This is a genomic window from Dyella monticola (genome assembly GCF_003363155.1).
GTDB lineage: Bacteria > Pseudomonadota > Gammaproteobacteria > Xanthomonadales > Rhodanobacteraceae > Dyella_B > Dyella_B monticola.
Map to the genome: position 1 here is coordinate 386,702 of NZ_QRBE01000002.1, position 21,090 is coordinate 407,791.

The window sequence follows — 21,090 nt, forward strand, 5'->3', positions numbered from 1 at the left end:
CAAATCGTTACCCCGAAAAAAAGCGAGCCCGGCATCACGCCGGGCTCGCAAGTGGGGATCAATCAATCTTGTAGTTGAACGTGAGGAACATCTCGCGGCCGTTGTATTCACTACCGGTCTGGCCCGTCGTGACGAACTCGAAACCACCGGCGTAATACGGGATCTCGGCGACCTTGTCGAAGATGTTGGACACGGTGAGCTTCAGGCTGGCCCTGTCGTTGATGTTGTAGCCGACCGCGGTGTTCCAGGTGATCCACACCGGCGTATGACCCTGATACTCGGTGTCGGCAACGGTTACCGGGGTGCCATTGACGTTCACCTGGCAAACACCAGTGCTCACCGATTCCGTGCCACTTTGCACCGTAATCATGCTCGGCTGGATACCATTGGGCAGCGTATTGCAACTGCCATAGTTCGGGGCACGCATACCGCCGTCACGCAGACCGGAGATCGACACGTCCCAGGCGCCCTTGTGCCAATCGCCAATCCACGTGATCCTGCTCGCCACGTTGTTATAGCGGGTGTTTTGCAAGGCATCAGAAGCCAGCACGCGCTGCTTGTACGAGAGGTTGTCGGTGTAGTTGATGCTGGCGCGGAAGTCACCGTAATCGTCGGTGTGCAGCTTGTAGTCCAGCGTGGAATCGATGCCGCTCACGTACAGCGAAGCCTCATTGATCGGGCCCGATTCCTCCGAAACGATCTGGCCAGCCGCATTGCGCTGAACCATCTGGGTCACCATCTTGCAATACGCCGAGCCCTGCACATGCGCCGTATATGGCGACAAAGCCGATGAACCGTTTACCTGCAAGCCGGTAAGGCAACCGGCCTCGTCAGCCAGCACGGTGATCGGGTCGAGGTACTCGATGGAGTTGTCCACGCCCATGTGCCAGTAGTCGGTGGAGAACGACAGGCCCTGCACACCCGGAATCTGCCACACGAAACCATAGGTCCAGGAGTGGCCGGTCTGCGGCAGCAACAAGCGGCTGCCCTCGGTGGTCAAGTTGTAGTACTGCGAGGTTGGGCGCTGCACCTGGCTGCACCATGTGCTGTTGGCCTGGCCCGCCTTGATGGCGTTGATGCATTGCAAGGGATCGACGTAATCACCGATCGGCGAGGTCGAGCCGGTCAGGTAGATGGCCTGCATGTCCGGCGCCTTGAAGTTGGTGCCGTAGCTGCCGCGGATCAACAGACCATCATACGGACGCCATTCCAGACCCGTATTCCAGGTACGGGCGATGTCGGCGCTGCTGGCGTCGTTGTACTTGTCCAGGCGGCCGGAGATGGTCCAGGTCACCGAATCCAGCACCGGTACGCGGAACTCGTTGCCCACCGAATAGCGCTGGCGAGTGCCACCACCGGTGAGATATGCACCGAACGGATTCTGGAAGTTGTCGTTATCGCCGCGCGCATCGGGCGACAGCAGGAAGCCGTTGTGCGCCGCTTCCACCACCGCCGCCCAGCCGATCGGATCCTCACTCACCCACGGCAGCTTGAAAAGGTCACCGTTGATGCGGAACTGCACCTGGTCCAGCCACGACGAGGAAGTGTTCTCACCATTGACCGCGAACTGGCTGTATTGCTGCGGCGTGATGGGATTCCACCACTGCTGCCAGTTCATGGCATAGATGGGGATCGTGGTGCTGCCGCCGCCATTGATGGCGCTGTTGCCCGAGACGGTAGTGGTGCCCAGCTGCTTGCCTTGGAAGAAGTTGGTCATCGCATTGATGTCGATGCCCGTGTAGTCCTCGCGCACGGTGTACTTCTGGCTGTTGAGGTTCAAGTCCCAGTTGAACTGGCTGTCATCGAAGCTACCTCGCAGGCCGGTCTGGATATTCCAGTTTTGCTCGCGGTCGTGGGTGTTGGCCGACGTGCCCATTTCCTGCGCCGTCAACTGGCGCACGGCCTGGCTGATGACCTGGCCCGTACTTTGGTCATAGAACGGACCGGTGGCGAATTCGGGCAACTGGGTGTTGGAAATACCCACCGTGTCATACAAGGCCACCGAGCCATACGCCTGCAGGCTGGTGCCCTTGAAATCGTACTCGCCGGCCAGGTAAGCGTTATTGCTGCGACTGCCGGGTGTCAGCACCCAGTTCTGGAACAGGGCGGGCTGCGAACAGTAGTAACCGTTATTCGTCACGCTGGCGATCTGGGTGCCGTTGGTGGTGACGCTATGCGATTGGCTCAGCTGCGAGTTGGTGAACTTCCCGCAGGTACCCGCCGGCGGCGTGATGTACTGGCCCGAGCCGTTCTGCGCGGAGAGGGCGATCGCGCCTTGCGCGTCGTACTGGTAGCCGAACATGCGCGAAGCCGGGCTCCAGGAGCCGTAGCCGGCAGAGGACACCGAGTCCTGATACGGACGATCCATGCCCCACAACGCCGTACGGTTGGACTTCTCCGCGTTGTAGAGGATGTGCCAGTTGTCGCCGGACTTGCCGCCGAAGAAGTTGATGTCGCCATAAGCGCGGCCGCCACGGGTGGCACCGCCGCCAGTGACTTGCAGTTCGTCACCCTGGTAGTTCTTCTTCAGGATCACGTTGATGACACCTGCCACCGCGTCCGAGCCGTAGATCGACGAGGCACCGGAGGCCAGCACTTCGATATGGTCGATCATGCCGGTGGGGATGTTGTTGTAGTTCTGGAAGTTGCTCTGCTTGTTCAACGGCTGCGGGTAATCCACCACACGATGGCCGTCGATCAACAACAGGCTGAAGCCAGGGCCGACGTTACGCAGGTTGACCGAGCGCGCATTGACCGAGCTGGAACCCCACGAGGACGGATCCGATGTCTGCTGGCCAACCTGCGGCAACGAATCGAGGAATTCCCATAGCGTGGTGAAGCCCTCGTCTTTGATCTGCTGGCCAGTGATGGAGACCACGGGGGTGGGTCCCTCGATCTCCGTGCGCGGGATCATCGAACCGGTGACGGTGACTGTCTGCAGCTGCTGCGCACTTTTCTGGTTGGCTGGCGGCTGGCTGGATGACGTGCTCTGCTGATTCGTCTGCGAATTACTGGTAGACGTTGTCGATGTCTGTGCGAAAGCAAATGGTGCAAAAAGCGCAAGCGACAGCGAACTGGCCAACACGCCTCGCCGTAAGTGAGTGCTCTTCATTGTTTCTCCCCTCCCGGTGAAAAATCGAGTTTCTTGCCGTCCAGACCCCCTATAAGTCCGAACCGGCATACATGGATTGTGTAATGACGATTTTCTAAGTCTTAGTGTTGTTCTCTAACTGTGGGCAGCGTGGGGGTCATAGAGGGTGTGCGCGGCCCTCCGTCGAGGTTTTCGCAGCATCATCGTCCGTGCCGATGCAATGTCCGGAGGCCTGCGTGTCTCCCGAGCATGCAGACCAAATAGATAACGACGTAAACGCAGGCGTGCTCATGAGCGAACGTCCTGCGCACCCTGCCGGGCGTGATCCATCAACCAGCTTGCCGCGCCGATCACGCCAAGCTGCGCGTGATCCACCACATGCACGGGCACGGTCTGCTGGAATGGGCGCATCACGCCTTTATCGAGAAAGCGGCTGACGAAACTGCTGCGCGCCATGAAATCGGTCATGCGCGAGAGGAACCCGCCGGCTACATAGATGCCGCCCGTTGCGCCATAAAGCATCGCAAGATCGCCGGCAAAAGAACCTAGCCAGCCACAGAACAATTGCAAAGTCTCGACGGCCTGCGTGTTTGCGCCCGTACATGCCGCCGCCGTTACGGCGGAAGGCTCGTGCAATTCTGCGTGTACGTTGTCGAGCCGACACACTGCCTGATACAGGCGCAGCAGTCCGGGACCTGAGAGCACGTAATCGTAAGGAATGTGCGTGTCCGCTTGGGTCAGCTCACCAAGCACAGCCTGCTCGCGACCCACACGCGCCGCCAATTGGATATGCCCGGCTTCGGTAGCGAGCACATTTGGCGGATTGCCCGGCAGACGCACCGCCACGCCAAGCCCAGTGCCAGGACCCACTACGACCACGGGACCTTCATCGCTGGTTGCGCGTCGAGGATCGTGCAAGCTTGTGACGCTATCAGGGTTCAAATACGCGGTGCCGTAGGCGAGTGCCTGAAAATCGTTGAGCACTTCCACGCGGCTCAATGCCAACGTCTTTTCCAACTCTGCCGGTGCAACAGGCCAGCGAAGGTTGTTGTTTACTACCGCGCCTTCATGCAGAAAGCCGGCGCAGGCAAGCACGAGGCGCTGTGGCTTTACCGCAAAGGCTTCACAAAACGTGCGGACAATAGCGTCGAAGCCGGCAAAATCGGCGCACTTGTAGACGCGATACGCCAGCATGGTCGGTACACCATGCGCAGGCTGGGATCTAATCAGGCCGATACGCGCATGCGTACCGCCAACATCGGCCGCGAGAAACAGTTCTTGCGCGCCAGGCAGAGACATTACAGCTGCCATGGACGCGCCTTCTTGCGCTGCATCGACATGGCATGGATCGGCTGGAATGGAAACATGGTAGCCACCGTCGTCACGCACGATGAAACTCCGCGCACGGCCAAGCCATGAGAGGTTTAGGCAATTGCATGGAATCCCTCATATCCCCTCCGGTGTCGCGAAGCCCGATTCCATTCCAGCCCCATTCATATACGAAAACCCATTTCATATTTATGTATTACAAGCTTATGTGGCGGTTTAGATCGAGGCAAGTTGCAGCGCAACAGGCGGCTGCTTTTTTTGCATATCTCGGAAAACATAGGCGGCCATTCCCCCTCAGATTTGCCGCGGGTCGATCACTAAATGGGCAATCCGGCGCCGCTGCCACGTGTAGGTCACGTGCAGCCTGCCATCGGCGGCCTGGATGACGGCCGGGTAGGAAAATTCGGCGCCAGGCTGCTGTTCCAAGGTGAGTACACGCTTCCAGTGCTCACCATCACTGGAGACGGCAACGGCCAGCGTTCCACGGCCATTCCACCAATCCTTCCCATGAGTGGTCGGGTTATAGACCAGGCAGGCACGTCCGTCGGCCAGCATGACCGCATCGATCCCGGAATTGGGATTGGGCACATCCAGTAACCGCATCGGCGACCAGCTATGCCCGCCGTCGGTGGACCAGGTACTGAACAGGCGATCCTGCCTGGTGCGGCCGATGGCTTGCAGCTTCCCGCCGCGCCACGGCAGCAGGCTTGGTTGAATGGCTTCGATGGCCTCCGGGTTGGGCACCGCCTGACTGAGCCGCCAGGTCTTGCCGCCATCGCCGGAAAGCTCGAAATGAATGGTCCAGTGTCCCAACTCATTACTCGAAGGACTGACTATCTCGGCGTCGGCGAGCTGCACCGGCTTGTCCTTGATCGGCCCCAATAGCCCGGCCGCAAGCGACTGCGGGGCAGACCAATGCGCGCCATCGTCCGTGGAGGTCTTGAACATCCCGCGCCAGTGTTGCGGATCGGGCCCCACCTTATAAAAAAGCATCAGCGGGCCACCGCGCGGAAGAAACAGCACGGGATTCCAGGTTGGCTCCCGGCGTCCATCAGGCTGCTCGCCGTTTGCCACCTCCACGGGCACGCTCCAATGCCCCTGCAGCTGGCGCGACACCCATATACCGACGCTCGGGTCGCGTTCCTGTTTTCCGCCGAACCACGCAGCAACAAGTCCTGACGGCGTTTCCACCAGTGTGGATGCATGACTCTGCCGGGTGGGCGGCGAAACGGCGACGAACTCCCGCAGCACGATCGGATGCCCCATGACGGTGACAGGCGTAAGGGCCAGAATGATTCCGCCGTACAAAAGCCGGCGCAACGCCGTGAGCATCGTCATGTCATTCGGACGTCTGGCTGTCTGGCTTGATCCAGATCGGTTGCGTCACACCGCGCAGCACGGGTTGCGCGGTCGTCTGCAGATCAAACACCACCACCGTGTTGTCGCCGCGTTGTTGCCACGGTGCGGGAAGATAGAGCGAACGTTGCGGGCCGATATTCCAGATGCGCCCGAGATTGTGCCCATCCACCCACGCAAAACCTTTGCCGAATGCTTGCACGTCAAGAAACGTGTCCAAGGGTGTGCCGGCGTGAAAGTGGCCACGGTGAAACGCGGGACCCGCCACCGGACCGGTTGTCCAGCCGTGAATATCATCGGGCGATTGCATCGGTAGCGGATAAACCTGCCAGCCATGCAGCGCCTTGCCGTCCAGCAGCACCGGATCCACCAGCCCCGCCCGGCCATCTGCCAGGTGTGGCCCGTAATTGATGCGCCCGGTGTTTTCCACGAGCACATCGATGGTGTGCGAGCCGCTATCGAGCGCGATAGGCAAACTCACTTGCTTGAGGCGCCGGTCCACCGTACCGATGAGCGCGTGATCAACATAGACCGACGCGTAATCACGCACATCGCCCAGATACAGCGTGCCTTTCAATGGACCTGATGCGTGTGTGCGATAAAGGATGTACCCGTAAGCCTGGCCGAAGACCTCCATCGGCTGCGGCTGATCGACCGCGATGGACGCAGGCAAGTTATCCCACAACGATGCCGATTCATTGAGCGTGAAAGGCGGAATATTCGTAAAGCGCGTAGCCGGCGGCAATGGCGGCGGCGTCACGCCAGTGGCTTTGGCTATGACATCACGAAACATCGCGAACTTTGGCCTCGGTCGTCCGGCTTCGTCCAGCGGCGCGTCATAGTCGTAGCTGGTGGTTTGTGGCGCGTAATGATCGGCCGGCCCACTCTGGAAATTCGCGCCATTCATGAATCCGAAGGTCGTGCCACCTTCGAACATGAAAATGTTGAACGAATAACCCTGGGCGAGCATCCACGCCAGCTCCTTCGTCTGGGCATCGGCATCGGTATGCGCATGCGGGCCGCCCCATTGATCGAACCAGCCGGCCCAGTATTCACCCGCCATCTGCGGTTGCCCAGGGCGGAATGCTTTCAATGCGCCGAACGCCTGCTTTGCTTCGCCTGTTCCGAAATTGACGACCGCGAGCACACCCGGCAGCGTGTCGTTGCGCAGCTCAATGGCACCATCGGATGTAAACATCAAGTCAGTCCCGAGGCCCGCGCGGATCAGTAACTGATGGATATCCTCCATGTAGGTGCGATCATCACCATAAGAGCCGTATTCGTTTTCCACCTGCACGGCAATGATCGGGCCACCGTGCGCGGCCATGAATGGCGCTAGCTCTTTACCCAATCGCTGGAAGTAATGATCGACCGCGTGCAGATACGTTGGATCTTGCGTGCGTACGTGCGAATGCGGATCGGCGAATAGCCAGGCCGGAAATCCGCCCGCTTCCCACTCCGCACATACGTACGGACCCGGTCGGACAATGACATCGAGCCCCTGCTGCTGTGCTTCGCGCAGAAACGCGGCGACGTCGTTGTTGCCGCTGAAATCGAATTGACCGGGCTTGGGCTCGATCAAATTCCAGTACACATAAGTAGTAATGGCGTTTAGACCCATGGCGCGCGCCTTGCGCAGGCGGTCTTGCCAATACGCGCGCGGGATGCGTTGAAAATCCATCGAACCGGAGATGATTTGATGTACTTTGCCGCCGCGCACGAAGTGGTCGCCTTCGATGGTGACAGGGGTCGCGGCATATATGGGCATGCTCAGCAGAAGGGCCGCACCGATCATGCACGCGCCGAGCAGATTGAGGCCGTGAAGCAGCGGTGTTTTCATCGCGGTAATGCCTCGCTTCCGTTGATGCGGAACTCTTCGCTAACCCCTTCGCTGTAATCCGGCTGGCCGCCGCCGATATACACGCGGTAATGCCCCGCCTCGACGGCGCGCAGCCCTGCGGCATCCACATCGCTCAGTTGCCTGGAATCGAGCTCGAAGCGCACCGTGCGGCTCGTCTTCGCTACAAGATGCACGCGCTGGAAACCCACCAATGCACGACGCGGCGCATGCGGATCATCCAGCGATTGCAGATAAAGCTGCACGACTTCATCGCCGTCGCGATCACCGTCATTGCGCACGACGGCGCTCACCGTCAGCGGGTTACCCGCAGCGAGTTCCGATGTCGACAACGTGGGGTCGGTGTAATCAAAGTGCGTGTAGCTCAATCCATAACCGAATGGATAAAGCGGCGTTCCGGTGAAGTAGCGGTACGTACGACCCTTCATCGCATAGCTGACATAGGGCGGTAGATCGCGCGTGGATGCATAAAACGTCACGGGCAGACGCCCGGCCGGGTTGTAATCGCCCGCCAGCACCTTCGCCACCGCCTCGCCACCCGCTTGCCCTGGATACCAGGCCGCGATAATCGCGTCGGCATGCGCCTTGGCCCAATTCATCGCCACGGCACTGCCTGACATCAGCACGACCACCAGCGGTTTGCCGCTGGCGGCGGCGGCTTCGAGCAACGCACGCTGCGCGGAGGGCAATGCGATATCCGTGCGATCGCCGCCGTCAAAACCGGGCACTTCGATCTTCAGCTCTTCACCTTCCACGTCCGGCGACAGACCGACGAATGCGACGACGGCATCGGCACGGCGGATCGTCGTTGTCACATGCACCAGCTGCGCTTGCGCCGGGGCAAGCCATTGCAGGCGCACGCCCTGGTCTTCACCGCTGTGCACATAATCCAGGCGCAGTGTATGCGGGCGATCGTCGTCGATATGCAGGTGCGCCTGCATGTGCATGTCATCGCCGTCGTCCACGATCACTGGCTTGTCATCGATGAACAGCCGCACGGGATCATGGCCTTTGCAATCGAAGCAACGATCGACATGGATGGCCAGCGTGTAATCGCCCGGTCCTGGAGGAAGCCATTGCCCCGTCCATCGCACGGCGTACTGGCGTGTCTTGGCGCCATCGATCGGCGTAACGTGATCCCAATCGAAGTCGATGCGGCGATCGGTGCGTGTCAGGCGTGGCGTGCCGCTGAAATCGGTGTTGTCGAAATACTCACCCTTGAGCCCCGCCGCTCCGGCCGTGCGCAGCGCCGTTTCCGGAATCGGAATGGGGACACCGTCGGCCACCGGCGCACCTTGCGCGTAGTCGATGTGATCCGCACCAAAGCGCTCGCGCAGTCCTTCCAAGGGCGTAACCGGTGCGCGTGCGGTGCCGTGATAGTTGGCTTCCAGCGTTTCGAGCGTATCGGCATTGGGGCCGATCACGGCAATACGTGTGCCTGGATGCAACGGCAGTGTGTTGTGCTCGTTCTTCAGCAATACGATCGATTCGAGCGCGGCCTGCAAGGCCAGGCGCTGATGCGCGGCACTGTCGACCTGATCCATGCCGATGCCGGCATAAGGATAACTGCCATCACCCCACTCACCCAAGCGATACCGTGCGGCGAACAATCGCGTCAGCGATGCGTCGATGATGGATGGGGTTACATAACCCTTCTGCACCGCGCTGAGCAGATCTGCATACGCCGTACCGCAATCCAGATCGGTACCCGCACGGATCGACGCGGCGGACGATTGCGCATTGTCAGGCTTGAAGTAGTGGAACTTGGTCATGTCGTCGATCGCATCGCAATCGGAAACGACATAGCCCTTGAAACCCCAGTCCTGACGCAGCAGCGTGGTAAGCAGATCGCCCCGCGCACACACCGGGGTGCCGTGAAGGGCGTTGTAAGCACACATCACCGAACCGGCATGCCCTTGCGTCACGGCGGCGCGAAATGCAGGTAGATAGGTGTCGGCCAGATCGTGCGGGGATACATCCACATCGAAACCGTGGCGCCCCGCTTCGGGCCCGCTGTGCACGACAAAATGCTTGGGCGTGGCGATCGCGCGCGGATGATCGGGATCGTCGCCTTGAATACCGCGAATGAAATGCACCGCGAGCTGGCCGGTGAGATACGGATCTTCGCCGTAGGTCTCCTGTCCCCTGCCCCAACGGGGATCGCGGAAAATATTGATATTGGGCGACCAGATGGTGAGCCCTTGATAACGCACATGATCGTGCCCGCTGCCGGAGGCATTGAATTTGGCGCGCGCCTCGGTGGATACCGTGGTGCCGACGTCTTGCAGCAACGACGTATCCCAACTCGCCGCCAGGCCGATCGCCTGCGGGAACACGGTGGCGTAGCCGTTGCGCGCGTTGCCATGCAGGCCTTCGCTCCACCAGTCATAGGCGGCGATACCTAAGTGCGGGATCGCCGGCGCGCCGCTTTGCAATTGCCCGATCTTTTCGCTCAAGCTCATCTTGGCGACAAGCGCCGCGGCCTTCGCTTCAGGTGCGGCGTCTTGCGCGCAGGCCGCGCTCATCGTAAAGAGCAACAGGCCGAACAGCGGCGCCAGACGCAAAGGGGTGGCACGCGTTTTCATATAAGGTTCCACCGTGTCATGCCGCCCCTCTCGCGCGATCGATGCATTAGCGGGATACCACGGGCAGCTCGTCCCATACTTTCGGATCTTCCGAGCCGAGCACCCACGAGCAGAAACCCTCCAGCCCATATTGCTTCACGAGGTCGTAGCGATCGCGGAAGCTGTGCGCATCGGGCATGAACACCCATTCGCGCATATCGTCGCGGTAGAAGTAATACCAGGACTCGTGTTCCACCGGATCCCACTGCACGGTTATATGGCGCTCACGGGCCAGCGGTATCGATTCGTCCGCATCCATATAGGCGCCTTCGATGTTGGATGACTCCGTACCATCGGCGCGCACGGGATTGCCCGTAAACCAGTGATAACCGTAAAGCGCGATACCCAGGGAAAGCTTTTCTTTGGGCACGTACTTCAGCGCGTATTTCAATTGCTCGAGCATCCACGGCATGCCATCCACCGGCCCCGGCACGGTCCAGCGCGTGTGCTGGTCGTAGGTCATCAAGCAGATCAGGTCGGCGTATTTGCTGAGTGCGGCAATATCATAGACACCGCGCCAGTACTGCCACATCCATTTGGCGAATTGCCCGCCGCCGGCATGCCCTGGTGCGTTAGGCACCACGGCGATCGAAAGCTTCAGGCCATGCTTATGCAAGGCTTCGGCCGTCTGCTTGGCCAGCAACGTAAAGGCGTCACGGTCTGTCCAGGAGATGCTTTCGAAATCGAACTGGTAACCGACGTAGCCGTATTCCTCCGCCTGCTGCAGCATGGACTCGATCATGTGCTGTTTGGCGGTCTCGTCGTGCATAAATTGGTGGAACCCGTCGCGCCCGTCCGTCATGGAAATGATAGGCATGACCGGCAGGCGATGCTGTTTGGACAGCTCGAGCACGTAAGGGTCTGGCGCACCGTTCACCAAACCCTGCTTATCCACCCCATACCAGGTCGGAACGAGCGTGCCGATCTTGTCGATATGTGCGGTGAACGAGTTGATCGATTTGCGCGTACCCATCAAATAGAACAGCGCGTCGGGCTGTTTTGCGCAGGCTGCGCCGCAGACCAGCGCTGCGAGCAGGAAGCATACGAACTTTTTCATCGGGCTTTCCTCACGTTCCCATTTCTATGCGATAGACGTAGGCGTAATGGCCTACCGGCTGCTTGGATAGCGACAGATGCAAGCCGTCGGGCTGTTGCTTCCACTCGACGCGCTGGCCATTGGCCAGCAGGCTTACGGCACGCACAATGGTGACGCGATCTATGCCACCAAGCCGTGGCGCGTGTTTGGCGAAGGGCCTACCGAAGTGGTCGGAGGCTCGTTCCAGGACACCAAGACCAAGCCCTATACGCCACAGGATTTCCGTTTCACGACCCGCGATGGCGCGCTTTACGCCATCGAACTGGCGTGGCCGCAAGACGGCCAGGTCGTGATTCATTCGATCAAGCCGACAGACATTGGTTTTGAGCCAGCCGCCGATGGCACGCAAGATCGTTTGCGCATCCTCGGGGATGGTGCCGTCCGCACGCGGGCCGATATTGAGCATCAGGTTGCCATTCTTGCTGACGACATCCACCAGCAGATGGATGATCTCCCGCGGCGACTTGTACGTGTCGTGCTGGATGTATCCCCATGATGCATTGCTGATGGACGTATCGGTCTGCCAATGATCCTGCTGGATACCAACGAGCTGTCCACGCTCGATATCGAGCGTACCCGCGCCTGGCGCGAAATCGTGCATCTTGTAATTGACGACCACACCACCGCGATGCGCACCTTCGTTGTAGTAGTAGGCCAGCATCTTCGGCAACGTATTGCGGAAGGTGGGGTGGCCGATCCACCAGTCGAAATAGATGAGGTCGGGATGGTAGCGATCGATCAGCTCGGCCGTGCGCGCGAGCCAGTCATCCAGCCAGGCCTGCGAAACGTAGGTCCAGTCGTTGGCGAGGTCTTCGTCGTTTTTCGTCAGATGCGCTTCGGCCGGACCGTACAAGCCGGCGTAGCGCGGATCGTTCACATCGGAATCGAACGTACGACCGCCAGCGAAAAACCAATCGTGTTCAGCGCGATGCGATGAAACGCCAAAATGCAGGCCTTCCCCGCGCACTGCCTTCTCAAGCTCGCCGATCACATCGCGATGCGGCCCCATCTTGGCCGCCGTCCAATCCGACAGCGACGAGTCGTACATCGCAAAACCATCGTGGTGCTCGGCAACCGGCACCACGTAACGCGCACCGGCCTCCTTGAACAAGGCGGCCCAGGCCTGCGGATCGAAATGCTCCGCCTTGAACATGGGAATGAAATCCTTGTAGCCGAACTTCGACTGCGGCCCGTATGTGGCCACGTGATGCGCGAATTCCGGCGTACCCTGCTGATACATGTTGCGCGAATACCATTCGCTGCCAAACGCCGGTACCGAATACACGCCCCAGTGAATGAAGATGCCGAACTTCGCGTCGTCGTACCACGCCGGCGAACGGTAGTGCTGCAGCGATGCCCAATCCGGATGGAACTGTCCATCGTTCATGTGCTGGTCGACGCGGGCAATAATCGCCTTGCGCTGAGGCTCGAACTTGGCGGTCGCCTTCTGCCAGGCAAGGTCCGCCGCTTCAGGAGACAGCGTCTTGTAGGTCGGTGCCGTGGAGGATTGTGCCGCGACGGCGCCACACGTGCCGCACAGCAGTGCGGCACCAAGCAACAAGAAAAACCGTTTCATGGCTCGATCCTTTTCCACGGCACTGCAAAGAAAAAAACCGATCGCGAAAAGCAAGGGGAAGAGACGCGGCGCCGCGATCGGGGTTGGAAAAACGTTGGGTCAACACTCTCCAAAATACGTATTTGCGATGGCCTATGCAGGTTTGTGGAGCGCTCGGCGATACCTCAGAGATCGATGCAGCGATGGCGCTCGCCACCCGAACGCACACCGATATCGGTGTGCATATCGACGTGCCAGTTCGCCGCGCCCACCACGCCATGCGCGCCATGGTCGATCACGCGGATCGGTACCTTCTGCAAAAACGGACGCATCACGCCCTTGTCGAGAAAGCGCTCGACCAGCGTGCTGTCGCGCATGAAATCGATCATCTGAAAAAGAAAGCCGCCAGCCAGGCAAACACCGCCCGATGCGCCATACAGCATGGCCAGGTCGCCGGCATACGAGCCAAGCCAGCCGCAGAACAGCGACAGCGCTTCACGGGCCATCTCGTCGCGCCCTTCAAGGGCGCGCTCGGTGATGGCCGATGGCTCGAGCAAGGACGGATAGCGATCGTGGATGGCGCACAACGCCACGTAGATGCGATGCAGGCCAGGACCCGATAGCACCGTTTCATGAGAAACGTGATTGCCCGGCTGCGCCAGGCGCGCCAGCACGTGTTGCTCGATGCCGATGCGCGCAGACAACTGCGTGTGGCCCGCTTCGGTGGCCATCACCCGCGCAGGTTGTCCCGGCAGCCACACCGCAGCGCCCAGCCCGGTACCGGGCCCGATCACCACCACGGGACCTGCGCCGGCATCGTTGGACATGGCTGGCTTGAGCATCGCCGCGCCATCGGTGGCGCCATGCCCAACGGCGTAGGCAAGCGCCTGCAGATCGTTGAGAAACCACACCTCTTCAAGCGCCAGTGTTTCCTTCAGGCGCTGCAGCAGCACGGGCCACACCAGGTTCTTGGTGATCACCGCGCCAGCATGCAGATAGCCCGCGCAGGCAAGCACCAGCGCACGCGGATGCGCATCGAACTCGAGGCAGAAGCTGCGAAGGATGTCTTCCAGATGGGGATGGTCGGCGCAGCGGTAGACGCGATACGCCACCGTCGTCGTCGGCTGGCCGGCGCTGCCCCGCTCCATCAGCGCGATGCGCGCATGCGTGCCGCCGATGTCAGCGGCCAGGAAGCGGTCACCGCCATCCACGGGGCTGGCCATGCCGATAGGAGCCGCCCGCTCGCGACACTGTGAAGCCAGCAACGGCATGCCCGTGGCCATCGATCAACCCTCGCAGACGCGCAAGAGGCGCAAGGCCATAGCCTTTTTGCCGGCGCTTATCGGTGAAAACCGCATACCCCGCTCGCCCCCTGGGTTGGTGCCGCCGTTTGGATCGGCCGCCAATGTTCATTAGCAAAATGAAATTTCATATATGTTTTAGATCGAGCCAAATGGAAATGCAACAACTTTTTTCCAATCAGGCGCCCTCGCCGCTTTTCGGCACCTATAAATAACATGTTCATATATACACAGAGCGAAGTTTGCGCGATGATGCGGGGCATGGGGAGGACAGGGCGCGGGATCGCCCTGCCATAAGCAGCCGAACAAGTCATCGCGAGGACGAATGGCGCTACTGACGACCACGCCGGATCCAGCAACCACCAGCGCTCGGCGCTATGCGTGGCTCGCGTCGCGACTGTCCTTTGGCGGTGCGCCGGTCGGCAATCTCTATGCGTCGATGGACGACGTCTCGGCGATCGCCACCATCAACCATGCGTGGCAAAACGGCATCCGGCATTTCGATACCGCCCCCTACTACGGCTACGGCCTGAGCGAAACGCGCCTGGGTACGGCGTTGGCCGACATGCCGCGCGCAAGCTTCACGTTATCGACCAAGGTCGGGCGCCTGATCGAAGCCGATGCCGGGCAAACCCGTCACGGCGACGGCTTCATCGTCGACGGCCATCGCGCGCGCTTCGACTACAGCCGCGAGGGTGTATTGCGCTCCTTCGAAGCCAGCCTTAAACGCTTGCGCGTCGATCACATCGACGTGCTGCTGCTGCATGACATCGGTGCGCTTACACATGGCGACCATCATCCGACGATATTGCGCCAGGCATTGGAAGAAGCACTGCCCGCGATGGCGGAGCTGCGCGCACAAGGCGCGTGCAAGGCGATCGGCATCGGCGTGAACGAAGAGGCGGTGTGCCTGGATGTAATGCCGCGCTTCCCGCTCGACGTGATTATGCTGGCGGGTCGCTACACGCTGTTCGAACAGCAGCACAGCCACGCCGTGATGGCGCTGGCACGCACCAGCGGTACGGCGGTGCTCGCGGCGGGCCCGTACAGTTCCGGCCTGCTTGGCGACGCCAGCGGCCCCGGTCGTTTCTACAACTACGCACCTGCCGACGATGCGGCGGTGGCGCGTGCGCAGCAGTTCTACGACGTCCTTGCGCGCACACGCACCGACGTCGGTGCCGCAGCATTGCAGTTTCCGCTGGCGCATCCGGCCGTTGCCAGCGTGGTATGCGGGTTGCGCTCGGTCACCGAGGTGGATCAGGCCGTGGCGCGCATCCATGCCGATATTCCAGCCCAGGCATGGCACGCCCTGCGCGAGGCCGGATTGTTGCAGGAGGGCGTTCCCACGCCATGATCATCGTCGACGCGCACCAGCATTATTGGGAGCCTTCGCGCGGGGATTACGGTTGGCTTGCACAAGCGCCGGCAGCATTGCGCCGCGCGTTTCTGCCGAACGATCTCCGTGCACAGCGGCAAGCAGCGGGCGTGCAGTACAGCGTGCTGGTGCAGGCTGCACCGACCGAGGCGGAAACACGCTATTTGTTCGAGCTCGCCCATGAAGATGCTGCCGTAGTCGGCGTGGTCGGATGGGTGGACATGGAAACCGATGACGTAGGTGCGCATATCGAGGCGCTGGTCCGCGACGGTAACGGCCTGCTGCGCGGCCTGCGCCCGATGGCGCAGGACATCGCCGATCCGGATTGGCTGGCACGCCCCTCGCTCGACCGCGCATTCGATTGCATCCACGATTGCGGCCTCGCCTTCGATGCCTTGGTAGACATGCGCCATCTTCCCGCGCTTTTGCGCCGCCTGCACCGGCATCCGCACTTGAACGTCGTGCTCGATCACGCCGGCAAACCCGCCATTGCCGATGGACGCTTCGATCAATGGACGAGCTGGATCGACGAACTGGCGCAGCATCCACAACTTCATTGCAAGCTGTCCGGCCTGCTTACGCTGCTTGGCGAGCAAGTGGATGAGGATGCGATCGAACCTTACGTGGCGGATCTGTTTTCGCACTTCGGACCTGAGCGCCTGATGTGGGGCAGCGACTGGCCGGTACTCACCACCCACGCCGATTTCGCGCAGTGGCTGCGCATCGCCATGAAGCTGACCGAACGCTACGCGGCAGGATCGCTGGCCGAGGTGTTTGGCGCCAATGCGGTGCGCTTCTATGCACTGGACGTGGACCTGCCTGATCAGAACCTCATGCCTCACCAAAATCTAAGGAGTACGTCATGACCTTACCCATCGCACCCTGTCATCGGGAGACGCAGGCATGAGCGGACGACTGTCGGGAAAATACGCGCTGATCACCGCGGCCGGTGCCGGCATCGGCCGCGCTACGGCCATCCGGTTTGCGAAGGAAGGCGCCCGGGTGCTGGCAACGGATATCAACGCCGATGCACTGGCAAGCCTCAAGGCGGAAGACCCAGCCATCACGACGTGTCCGCTGGATGTCACCCACGCTGAGCAGATTCACGCGCTGGTGCGCGAACGCGGGCCCTTCGACGTGCTGTTCAACTGCGCCGGCTACGTGCACGCCGGCACCGTTCTGGATACGGACGACGTGAGCTGGCGCCGCTCCTTCTCGATCAACGTGGACAGCATGTTCCATCTGTGCAAAGCCGTGCTGCCGCCCATGCTCGAACGCGGGCGCGGCAGCATCATCAACATGTCCTCGGTGGCATCCAGCATCAAGGGCGTGCCCAATCGCTTCGCCTATACGGCGACGAAGGCTGCCGTCATCGGCCTCACGCGCTCGATCGCGGCGGACTTCGTCACGCGCGGCATCCGTTGCAACGCGATCTGCCCCGGCACCGTGAAAACGCCCTCGCTCGGCGAACGCGTGCGCGCACTGGGGGGCGATGAAGAAGCGCACTGGCGCAGCTTCGTCGAACGCCAACCGATGGGTCGCCTGGGCGACCCGGAAGAAATCGCCGCGCTCGCGGTGTATCTGGCTTCCGACGAATCGTCTTTCACCACCGGCACCGTTCATGTGGTGGACGGCGGCTGGTCCAATTAAAACGAGAGAGAACGTATGAAACTCGTACGCTACGGCCAAGTGGGCAAGGAAAAGCCCGGCCTTATCGATCAGAACGGCGCACTGCGCGATCTTTCTTCCGTCATACCGGACATCGATGCGCAGACGCTTGGCCGCAAAGGTCAGGCGCATCTTGCCGCGATCGATCCCGATACCTTGCCGCGCGTTTCAGGCGAGCCACGCTACGGCGCGCCGGTGGCGCACGTGGGCAAGTTCATTTGCGTGGGCTTGAATTACAGCGAACATGCCGCGGAAACCGGCGCGCCCACGCCCGAGCAACCCATTCTTTTCATGAAGGCCACCTCGGCCATCATCGGCCCGAACGACGACGTGATCGTGCCCAAAGATTCGGTGAAAACCGATTGGGAAGTGGAACTGGGCGTAGTGATCGGCGAAACCGCACGCAGTGTCAGCGTGGAAGATGCGCTTTCGTACGTAGCCGGCTACGTGGTGGTGAACGATCTTTCCGAGCGCGAGTTTCAGCTCGAACACGGCGGCCAATGGGTGAAGGGCAAGAGCTGCGATACCTTCGGCCCGATCGGCCCGTGGCTGGTCACCGCCGACGACGTTCCCGATCCGCAGCAGCTGGGTTTGTGGCTGACGGTGAACGGTCATCGTTATCAGAACGGCAACACGCGCACGATGATTTTCGGCGTGGCGCAGCTGGTGAGCTACATCAGCCGCTACATGACGCTGTTGCCCGGCGATGTGATCAGCACCGGCACACCGTCCGGCGTCGGCCTCGGCCAGAAGCCGCCGGTGTACCTGCGCGCCGGCGACATCGTCGAACTGGGTATCGACGGACTGGGTACGCAACGCCAGCTCCTGCGCGCGCATCCCAACCAAACATGATTTTTCTTTCTCTCCGCCTGGATTCAAGGACGGCTGCTACATGACGATGATTACGGCCCTGGACACGTTCGACGTTCGCTTCCCTACGTCGCGCGAACTCGACGGCTCCGATGCCATGAACCCCGATCCGGATTACTCGGCCGCCTACGTGATCATGCGCACGGATCAGCCGGGCCTGGCCGGCTACAGCCTCGCCTTCACCATCGGACGCGGCAACGATGTGCAGAAGGCTGCCATCGATGCGCTCGCCCATCACATCCTGGGGCTCGACCTGCGGGAAGTGGCCGGCGATCTGGGCGGCTTTTCCAAGCGCTTGATCAACGACTCGCAGTTGCGCTGGCTCGGCCCTGAAAAAGGCGTGATGCACATGGCGATCGGCGCGGTGATCAACGCCGCGTGGGATCTGGCCGCACGCCTGGCCGGCAAGCCGCTGTGGCGTTTCATTGCCGACATGACGCCGGAAGAACTGGTCGCCACCATCGATTTCCGTTACCTCACCGACGCGCTCACGCCGGAAGAGGCACTGACGATGCTGCACGCTGCCGCGCCCGGCAAGCCCAAGCGCATCGAGCAGCTGCTCGCCGAAGGTTATCCCGCCTACACCACCTCCCCCGGCTGGCTGGGTTATTCCGACGAAAAAATGCAGCGGCTTGCGCGCGAAGCGATCGCCGATGGCTTCCGCACGATCAAGCTCAAAGTCGGCATGAACGTGGAAGACGACATCCGCCGCTGCCGTCTGGCGCGCGAAACGGTAGGGCCGAATATCGCCATCGCCGTGGATGCCAACCAGCGCTGGAACGTGCCCGATGCGATCGCGTGGCTGCGCCATCTGGTCGACGTGAAACTGGAATGGGTGGAAGAACCCACCAGCCCGGACGATATCCTCGGCCATGCCGCGATTCGCCGCGCCGTGGCGCCGGTGCCGATTTCCACCGGCGAACACACGCATAACCGCGTGATGTTCAAGCAGCTGTTCCAGGCCGGCGCGGTCGATCTGGTGCAGATCGATGCGGCGCGCGTGGGTGGCGTCAATGAAAACCTTGCCATTTTGTTGATGGCAGCCAAGTACGGCGTGCGCGTGTATCCGCATGCCGGTGGCGTGGGTTTGTGCGAGCTGGTGCAGCATTTGGCGATGGCCGATTTCATCGCAATCACCGGCAAGAAGGAAGACCGCGCGATCGAGTTCGTCGACCATCTGCATCAGCATTTCGTGGAGCCGGTCGTGATCCGCAACGGCCGCTACATCGCGCCGCAGACGCCGGGTTTCTCCGCCCAGATGCACGCCGATACGCTCACGCAGTATCGTTATCCGGACGGCCCCGTGTGGATGGAGCCGGTCGATATCGTCAATGCGCACTAAGTTAGGGTTCTGACCTAGCGAAATCTTGCCTCACCGTCATCCGCTTTGCCTCACCGTCATCCCGGCGAAGGCCGGGATCCAGTTCAAATACGTCGTGCGAAGCACTCAACATAAACATGTCTGTGTTCCTCGGACGCATACGTAAACTGGGTCCCGGTCTCCGCCGGATGACGACAGGCTCCGATTGAGGTTCAAAAGCCATGCAGCCCATCACGAACGTTGCAGACTTGCGCGCGCTGGCCAAACGCCGCGTGCCACGCGCCTTCTTCGAATACGCCGATCGCGGCTCTTACGACGAAGTCACGCTGCGCGCCAACCGCAGCGCGTTCGAGCGCATCGCGTTGCGCCAACGGGTGATGAGCAACGTCGACAACCGTTCACTGGCCACCGATATCGTCGGCCAGCCCGTATCGATGCCGCTTGCGCTCGCGCCGACGGGGCTCACCGGCCTGCAACACGGGGGCGGTGAAATTCTCGCCGCGCGTGCCGCGGAAAAAGCCGGCATTCCGTTTTGTTTGAGCACGATGTCGATCTGTTCGATCGAGCAGGTGCGCGCCGCGACGGAAAAGCCATTCTGGTTCCAGGTCTATGTGATGCGCGATCGCGGCTTCACGCGAGACTTGATCCGCCGTGCGAAGGCTGCGGAATGCTCCGCGCTCATGCTCACCGCCGATCTCACCGTGCAAGGCCAACGCCATCGCGAGATCAAGAATGGCCTTTCCGTGCCACCCAAAATCACGCTGCGCAATATCCTGGATATGGCGAGCAAACCCCGCTGGGCATGGAGCATGCTGCGCGCGCCCAGTCGCTCGTTCGGCAATCTGCAAGGCCGCATCGAAAACACCGGCAGCCTCACCACCCTCGCCCAATGGATCGCCAACCAGTTCGATCCCACGCTGGAATGGAAGGATCTGGAATGGATTCGCGAGCTATGGCCAGGCAAGCTGATCATCAAAGGCATTACCGACCCGCGTGATGCACGCATTGCCGCCGAACACGGCGTCGATGCCATCGTCGTTTCCAATCACGGCGGTCGCCAGCTGGATGGCGCACCCGCCACCATCGATCTGCTGCCGTCCGTCGTAGAAGCCGTGGGAGATCGCACCGAGGTGTTGTTCGACAGCGGCATCCAAAGCGGCCAGGACTTGCTCAAGGCACTCGCCTACGGCGCACGCGCCGGATTGATCGGCAAAGCCTTCCTCTACGGACTGGGCGCGCTGGGCGAAGCCGGCGTAAGCAAAACCATCGAGCTGATTCGCCGCGAACTCAGTGTGAGCATGGCGCTTACCGGGCAGACGGATGTGCGCAAGATCTCGTCCGACATTATCTGGCGCTAGCCAGCAGAGCTATGGCAGTTTGAAATTCCCTCGCGTTATACATCACGCAAGCAAATCACTTCCTTACTCCGCTCTTTGGAAAAAGCCTCCCTTGCTCGAACCAAAAATAATAAATAAAACCTGACCCAAAGCCAATTATTTTAATAACTGATACATCCGCTTCACCCGGCACCACTTTAAAAGCAATAAAATACGCACACAACAAAATTATGTCTGTTAGGAGCGATATCAAAAGAACTTTCGTTAGTGCGATGATGACTGCTTTCAGTCTCGGCAGTTTTTTCATGA

General features: G+C 60.8%; 15 protein-coding genes. 6 read left to right on the top strand and 9 right to left on the bottom strand.

Annotation, left to right across the window (positions count from 1 at the left end; translation table 11 throughout):
- Positions 1–58: 58 nt before the first annotated feature.
- From DWU98_RS05385 to DWU98_RS05420, 8 genes are all read right to left on the bottom strand, one after another.
- The gene (locus tag DWU98_RS05385; RefSeq protein ID WP_115494456.1) at positions 59–3,112 is read right to left on the bottom strand and encodes a TonB-dependent receptor; all 3,054 of its coding nucleotides are present in this window, start codon (positions 3,110–3,112) and stop codon (positions 59–61) included.
- A 267-nt stretch (positions 3,113–3,379) separates the two neighbouring features.
- A complete protein-coding gene (locus tag DWU98_RS05390; protein WP_147293224.1) occupies positions 3,380–4,402 on the bottom strand; it encodes a glucokinase in 1,023 nt (340 codons plus the stop codon).
- Between the two features lie 312 nt (positions 4,403–4,714).
- Positions 4,715–5,758 (bottom strand): sialidase family protein, encoded by a 1,044-nt coding sequence (locus DWU98_RS05395; RefSeq protein ID WP_115494458.1) that lies wholly within the window; start codon positions 5,756–5,758, stop codon positions 4,715–4,717.
- A 1-nt stretch (position 5,759) separates the two neighbouring features.
- Positions 5,760–7,571 (bottom strand): glycoside hydrolase family 35 protein, encoded by a 1,812-nt coding sequence (locus tag DWU98_RS05400; protein ID WP_115494628.1) that lies wholly within the window; start codon positions 7,569–7,571, stop codon positions 5,760–5,762.
- Between the two features lie 41 nt (positions 7,572–7,612).
- Positions 7,613–10,219: a glycoside hydrolase family 3 protein gene (locus tag DWU98_RS05405; protein ID WP_115494459.1), complete on the bottom strand. Its 2,607-nt coding sequence runs from the start codon at positions 10,217–10,219 to the stop codon at positions 7,613–7,615.
- Positions 10,220–10,265: 46 nt separating this feature from the next.
- On the bottom strand, positions 10,266–11,315 hold the full coding sequence (locus DWU98_RS05410) for a glycosyl hydrolase family 18 protein (protein ID WP_115494460.1): 1,050 nt from the start codon (positions 11,313–11,315) through the stop codon (positions 10,266–10,268).
- A gap of 10 nt (positions 11,316–11,325) precedes the next feature.
- Positions 11,326–12,930 (bottom strand): alpha-L-fucosidase, encoded by a 1,605-nt coding sequence (locus DWU98_RS05415; protein WP_115494629.1) that lies wholly within the window; start codon positions 12,928–12,930, stop codon positions 11,326–11,328.
- A 164-nt stretch (positions 12,931–13,094) separates the two neighbouring features.
- The gene (locus DWU98_RS05420; RefSeq protein WP_158544982.1) at positions 13,095–14,132 is read right to left on the bottom strand and encodes a glucokinase; all 1,038 of its coding nucleotides are present in this window, start codon (positions 14,130–14,132) and stop codon (positions 13,095–13,097) included.
- Between the two features lie 403 nt (positions 14,133–14,535).
- On the opposite strand from DWU98_RS05420, the gene DWU98_RS05425 reads away from it, so the two are divergent.
- From DWU98_RS05425 to DWU98_RS05450, 6 genes are all read left to right on the top strand, one after another.
- A complete protein-coding gene (locus DWU98_RS05425) occupies positions 14,536–15,564 on the top strand; it encodes an aldo/keto reductase (protein ID WP_115494462.1) in 1,029 nt (342 codons plus the stop codon).
- Positions 15,561–16,451: an amidohydrolase family protein gene (locus DWU98_RS05430; RefSeq protein WP_115494463.1), complete on the top strand. Its 891-nt coding sequence runs from the start codon at positions 15,561–15,563 to the stop codon at positions 16,449–16,451. The genes DWU98_RS05425 and DWU98_RS05430 overlap by 4 nt, the downstream gene beginning before the upstream one ends.
- A gap of 37 nt (positions 16,452–16,488) precedes the next feature.
- The gene (locus DWU98_RS05435; protein ID WP_115494464.1) at positions 16,489–17,235 is read left to right on the top strand and encodes an SDR family oxidoreductase; all 747 of its coding nucleotides are present in this window, start codon (positions 16,489–16,491) and stop codon (positions 17,233–17,235) included.
- A 15-nt stretch (positions 17,236–17,250) separates the two neighbouring features.
- Positions 17,251–18,105 carry a fumarylacetoacetate hydrolase family protein gene (locus DWU98_RS05440; RefSeq protein ID WP_115494465.1) on the top strand — a complete coding sequence of 285 codons (855 nt, stop codon included), beginning with the start codon at positions 17,251–17,253 and terminating at the stop codon, positions 18,103–18,105.
- A 40-nt stretch (positions 18,106–18,145) separates the two neighbouring features.
- On the top strand, positions 18,146–19,465 hold the full coding sequence (locus tag DWU98_RS05445; protein ID WP_115494466.1) for an L-fuconate dehydratase: 1,320 nt from the start codon (positions 18,146–18,148) through the stop codon (positions 19,463–19,465).
- 200 nt (positions 19,466–19,665) lie between these two features.
- Positions 19,666–20,802, top strand: coding sequence for an alpha-hydroxy acid oxidase (locus DWU98_RS05450; protein WP_115494467.1), 1,137 nt, complete (start codon positions 19,666–19,668; stop codon positions 20,800–20,802).
- Between the two features lie 55 nt (positions 20,803–20,857).
- Here DWU98_RS05450 and DWU98_RS05455 read toward each other — a convergent pair whose 3' ends face one another.
- Positions 20,858–21,088, bottom strand: a complete 231-nt coding sequence (locus DWU98_RS05455; RefSeq protein WP_115494468.1) for a hypothetical protein — start codon at positions 21,086–21,088, stop codon at positions 20,858–20,860.
- Positions 21,089–21,090 lie beyond the last annotated feature (2 nt).

Excerpts from the sequence above, each read along its gene's own strand:
- DWU98_RS05385 (WP_115494456.1), bottom strand. The coding sequence starts at position 3,112 with ATGAAGAGCACTCACTTACGGCGAGGCGTGTTGGCCAGTTCGCTGTCG.
- DWU98_RS05390 (WP_147293224.1), bottom strand. The coding sequence starts at position 4,402 with ATGGCAGCTGTAATGTCTCTGCCTGGCGCGCAAGAACTGTTTCTCGCG.
- DWU98_RS05395 (WP_115494458.1), bottom strand. The coding sequence starts at position 5,758 with ATGACGATGCTCACGGCGTTGCGCCGGCTTTTGTACGGCGGAATCATT.
- DWU98_RS05400 (WP_115494628.1), bottom strand. The coding sequence starts at position 7,571 with ATGATCGGTGCGGCCCTTCTGCTGAGCATGCCCATATATGCCGCGACC.
- DWU98_RS05405 (WP_115494459.1), bottom strand. The coding sequence starts at position 10,219 with ATGAAAACGCGTGCCACCCCTTTGCGTCTGGCGCCGCTGTTCGGCCTG.
- DWU98_RS05410 (WP_115494460.1), bottom strand. The coding sequence starts at position 11,315 with ATGAAAAAGTTCGTATGCTTCCTGCTCGCAGCGCTGGTCTGCGGCGCA.
- DWU98_RS05415 (WP_115494629.1), bottom strand. The coding sequence starts at position 12,930 with ATGAAACGGTTTTTCTTGTTGCTTGGTGCCGCACTGCTGTGCGGCACG.
- DWU98_RS05420 (WP_158544982.1), bottom strand. The coding sequence starts at position 14,132 with ATGGCCAGCCCCGTGGATGGCGGTGACCGCTTCCTGGCCGCTGACATC.
- DWU98_RS05425 (WP_115494462.1), top strand. The coding sequence starts at position 14,536 with ATGGCGCTACTGACGACCACGCCGGATCCAGCAACCACCAGCGCTCGG.
- DWU98_RS05430 (WP_115494463.1), top strand. The coding sequence starts at position 15,561 with ATGATCATCGTCGACGCGCACCAGCATTATTGGGAGCCTTCGCGCGGG.
- DWU98_RS05435 (WP_115494464.1), top strand. The coding sequence starts at position 16,489 with ATGAGCGGACGACTGTCGGGAAAATACGCGCTGATCACCGCGGCCGGT.
- DWU98_RS05440 (WP_115494465.1), top strand. The coding sequence starts at position 17,251 with ATGAAACTCGTACGCTACGGCCAAGTGGGCAAGGAAAAGCCCGGCCTT.
- DWU98_RS05445 (WP_115494466.1), top strand. The coding sequence starts at position 18,146 with ATGACGATGATTACGGCCCTGGACACGTTCGACGTTCGCTTCCCTACG.
- DWU98_RS05450 (WP_115494467.1), top strand. The coding sequence starts at position 19,666 with ATGCAGCCCATCACGAACGTTGCAGACTTGCGCGCGCTGGCCAAACGC.
- DWU98_RS05455 (WP_115494468.1), bottom strand. The coding sequence starts at position 21,088 with ATGAAAAAACTGCCGAGACTGAAAGCAGTCATCATCGCACTAACGAAA.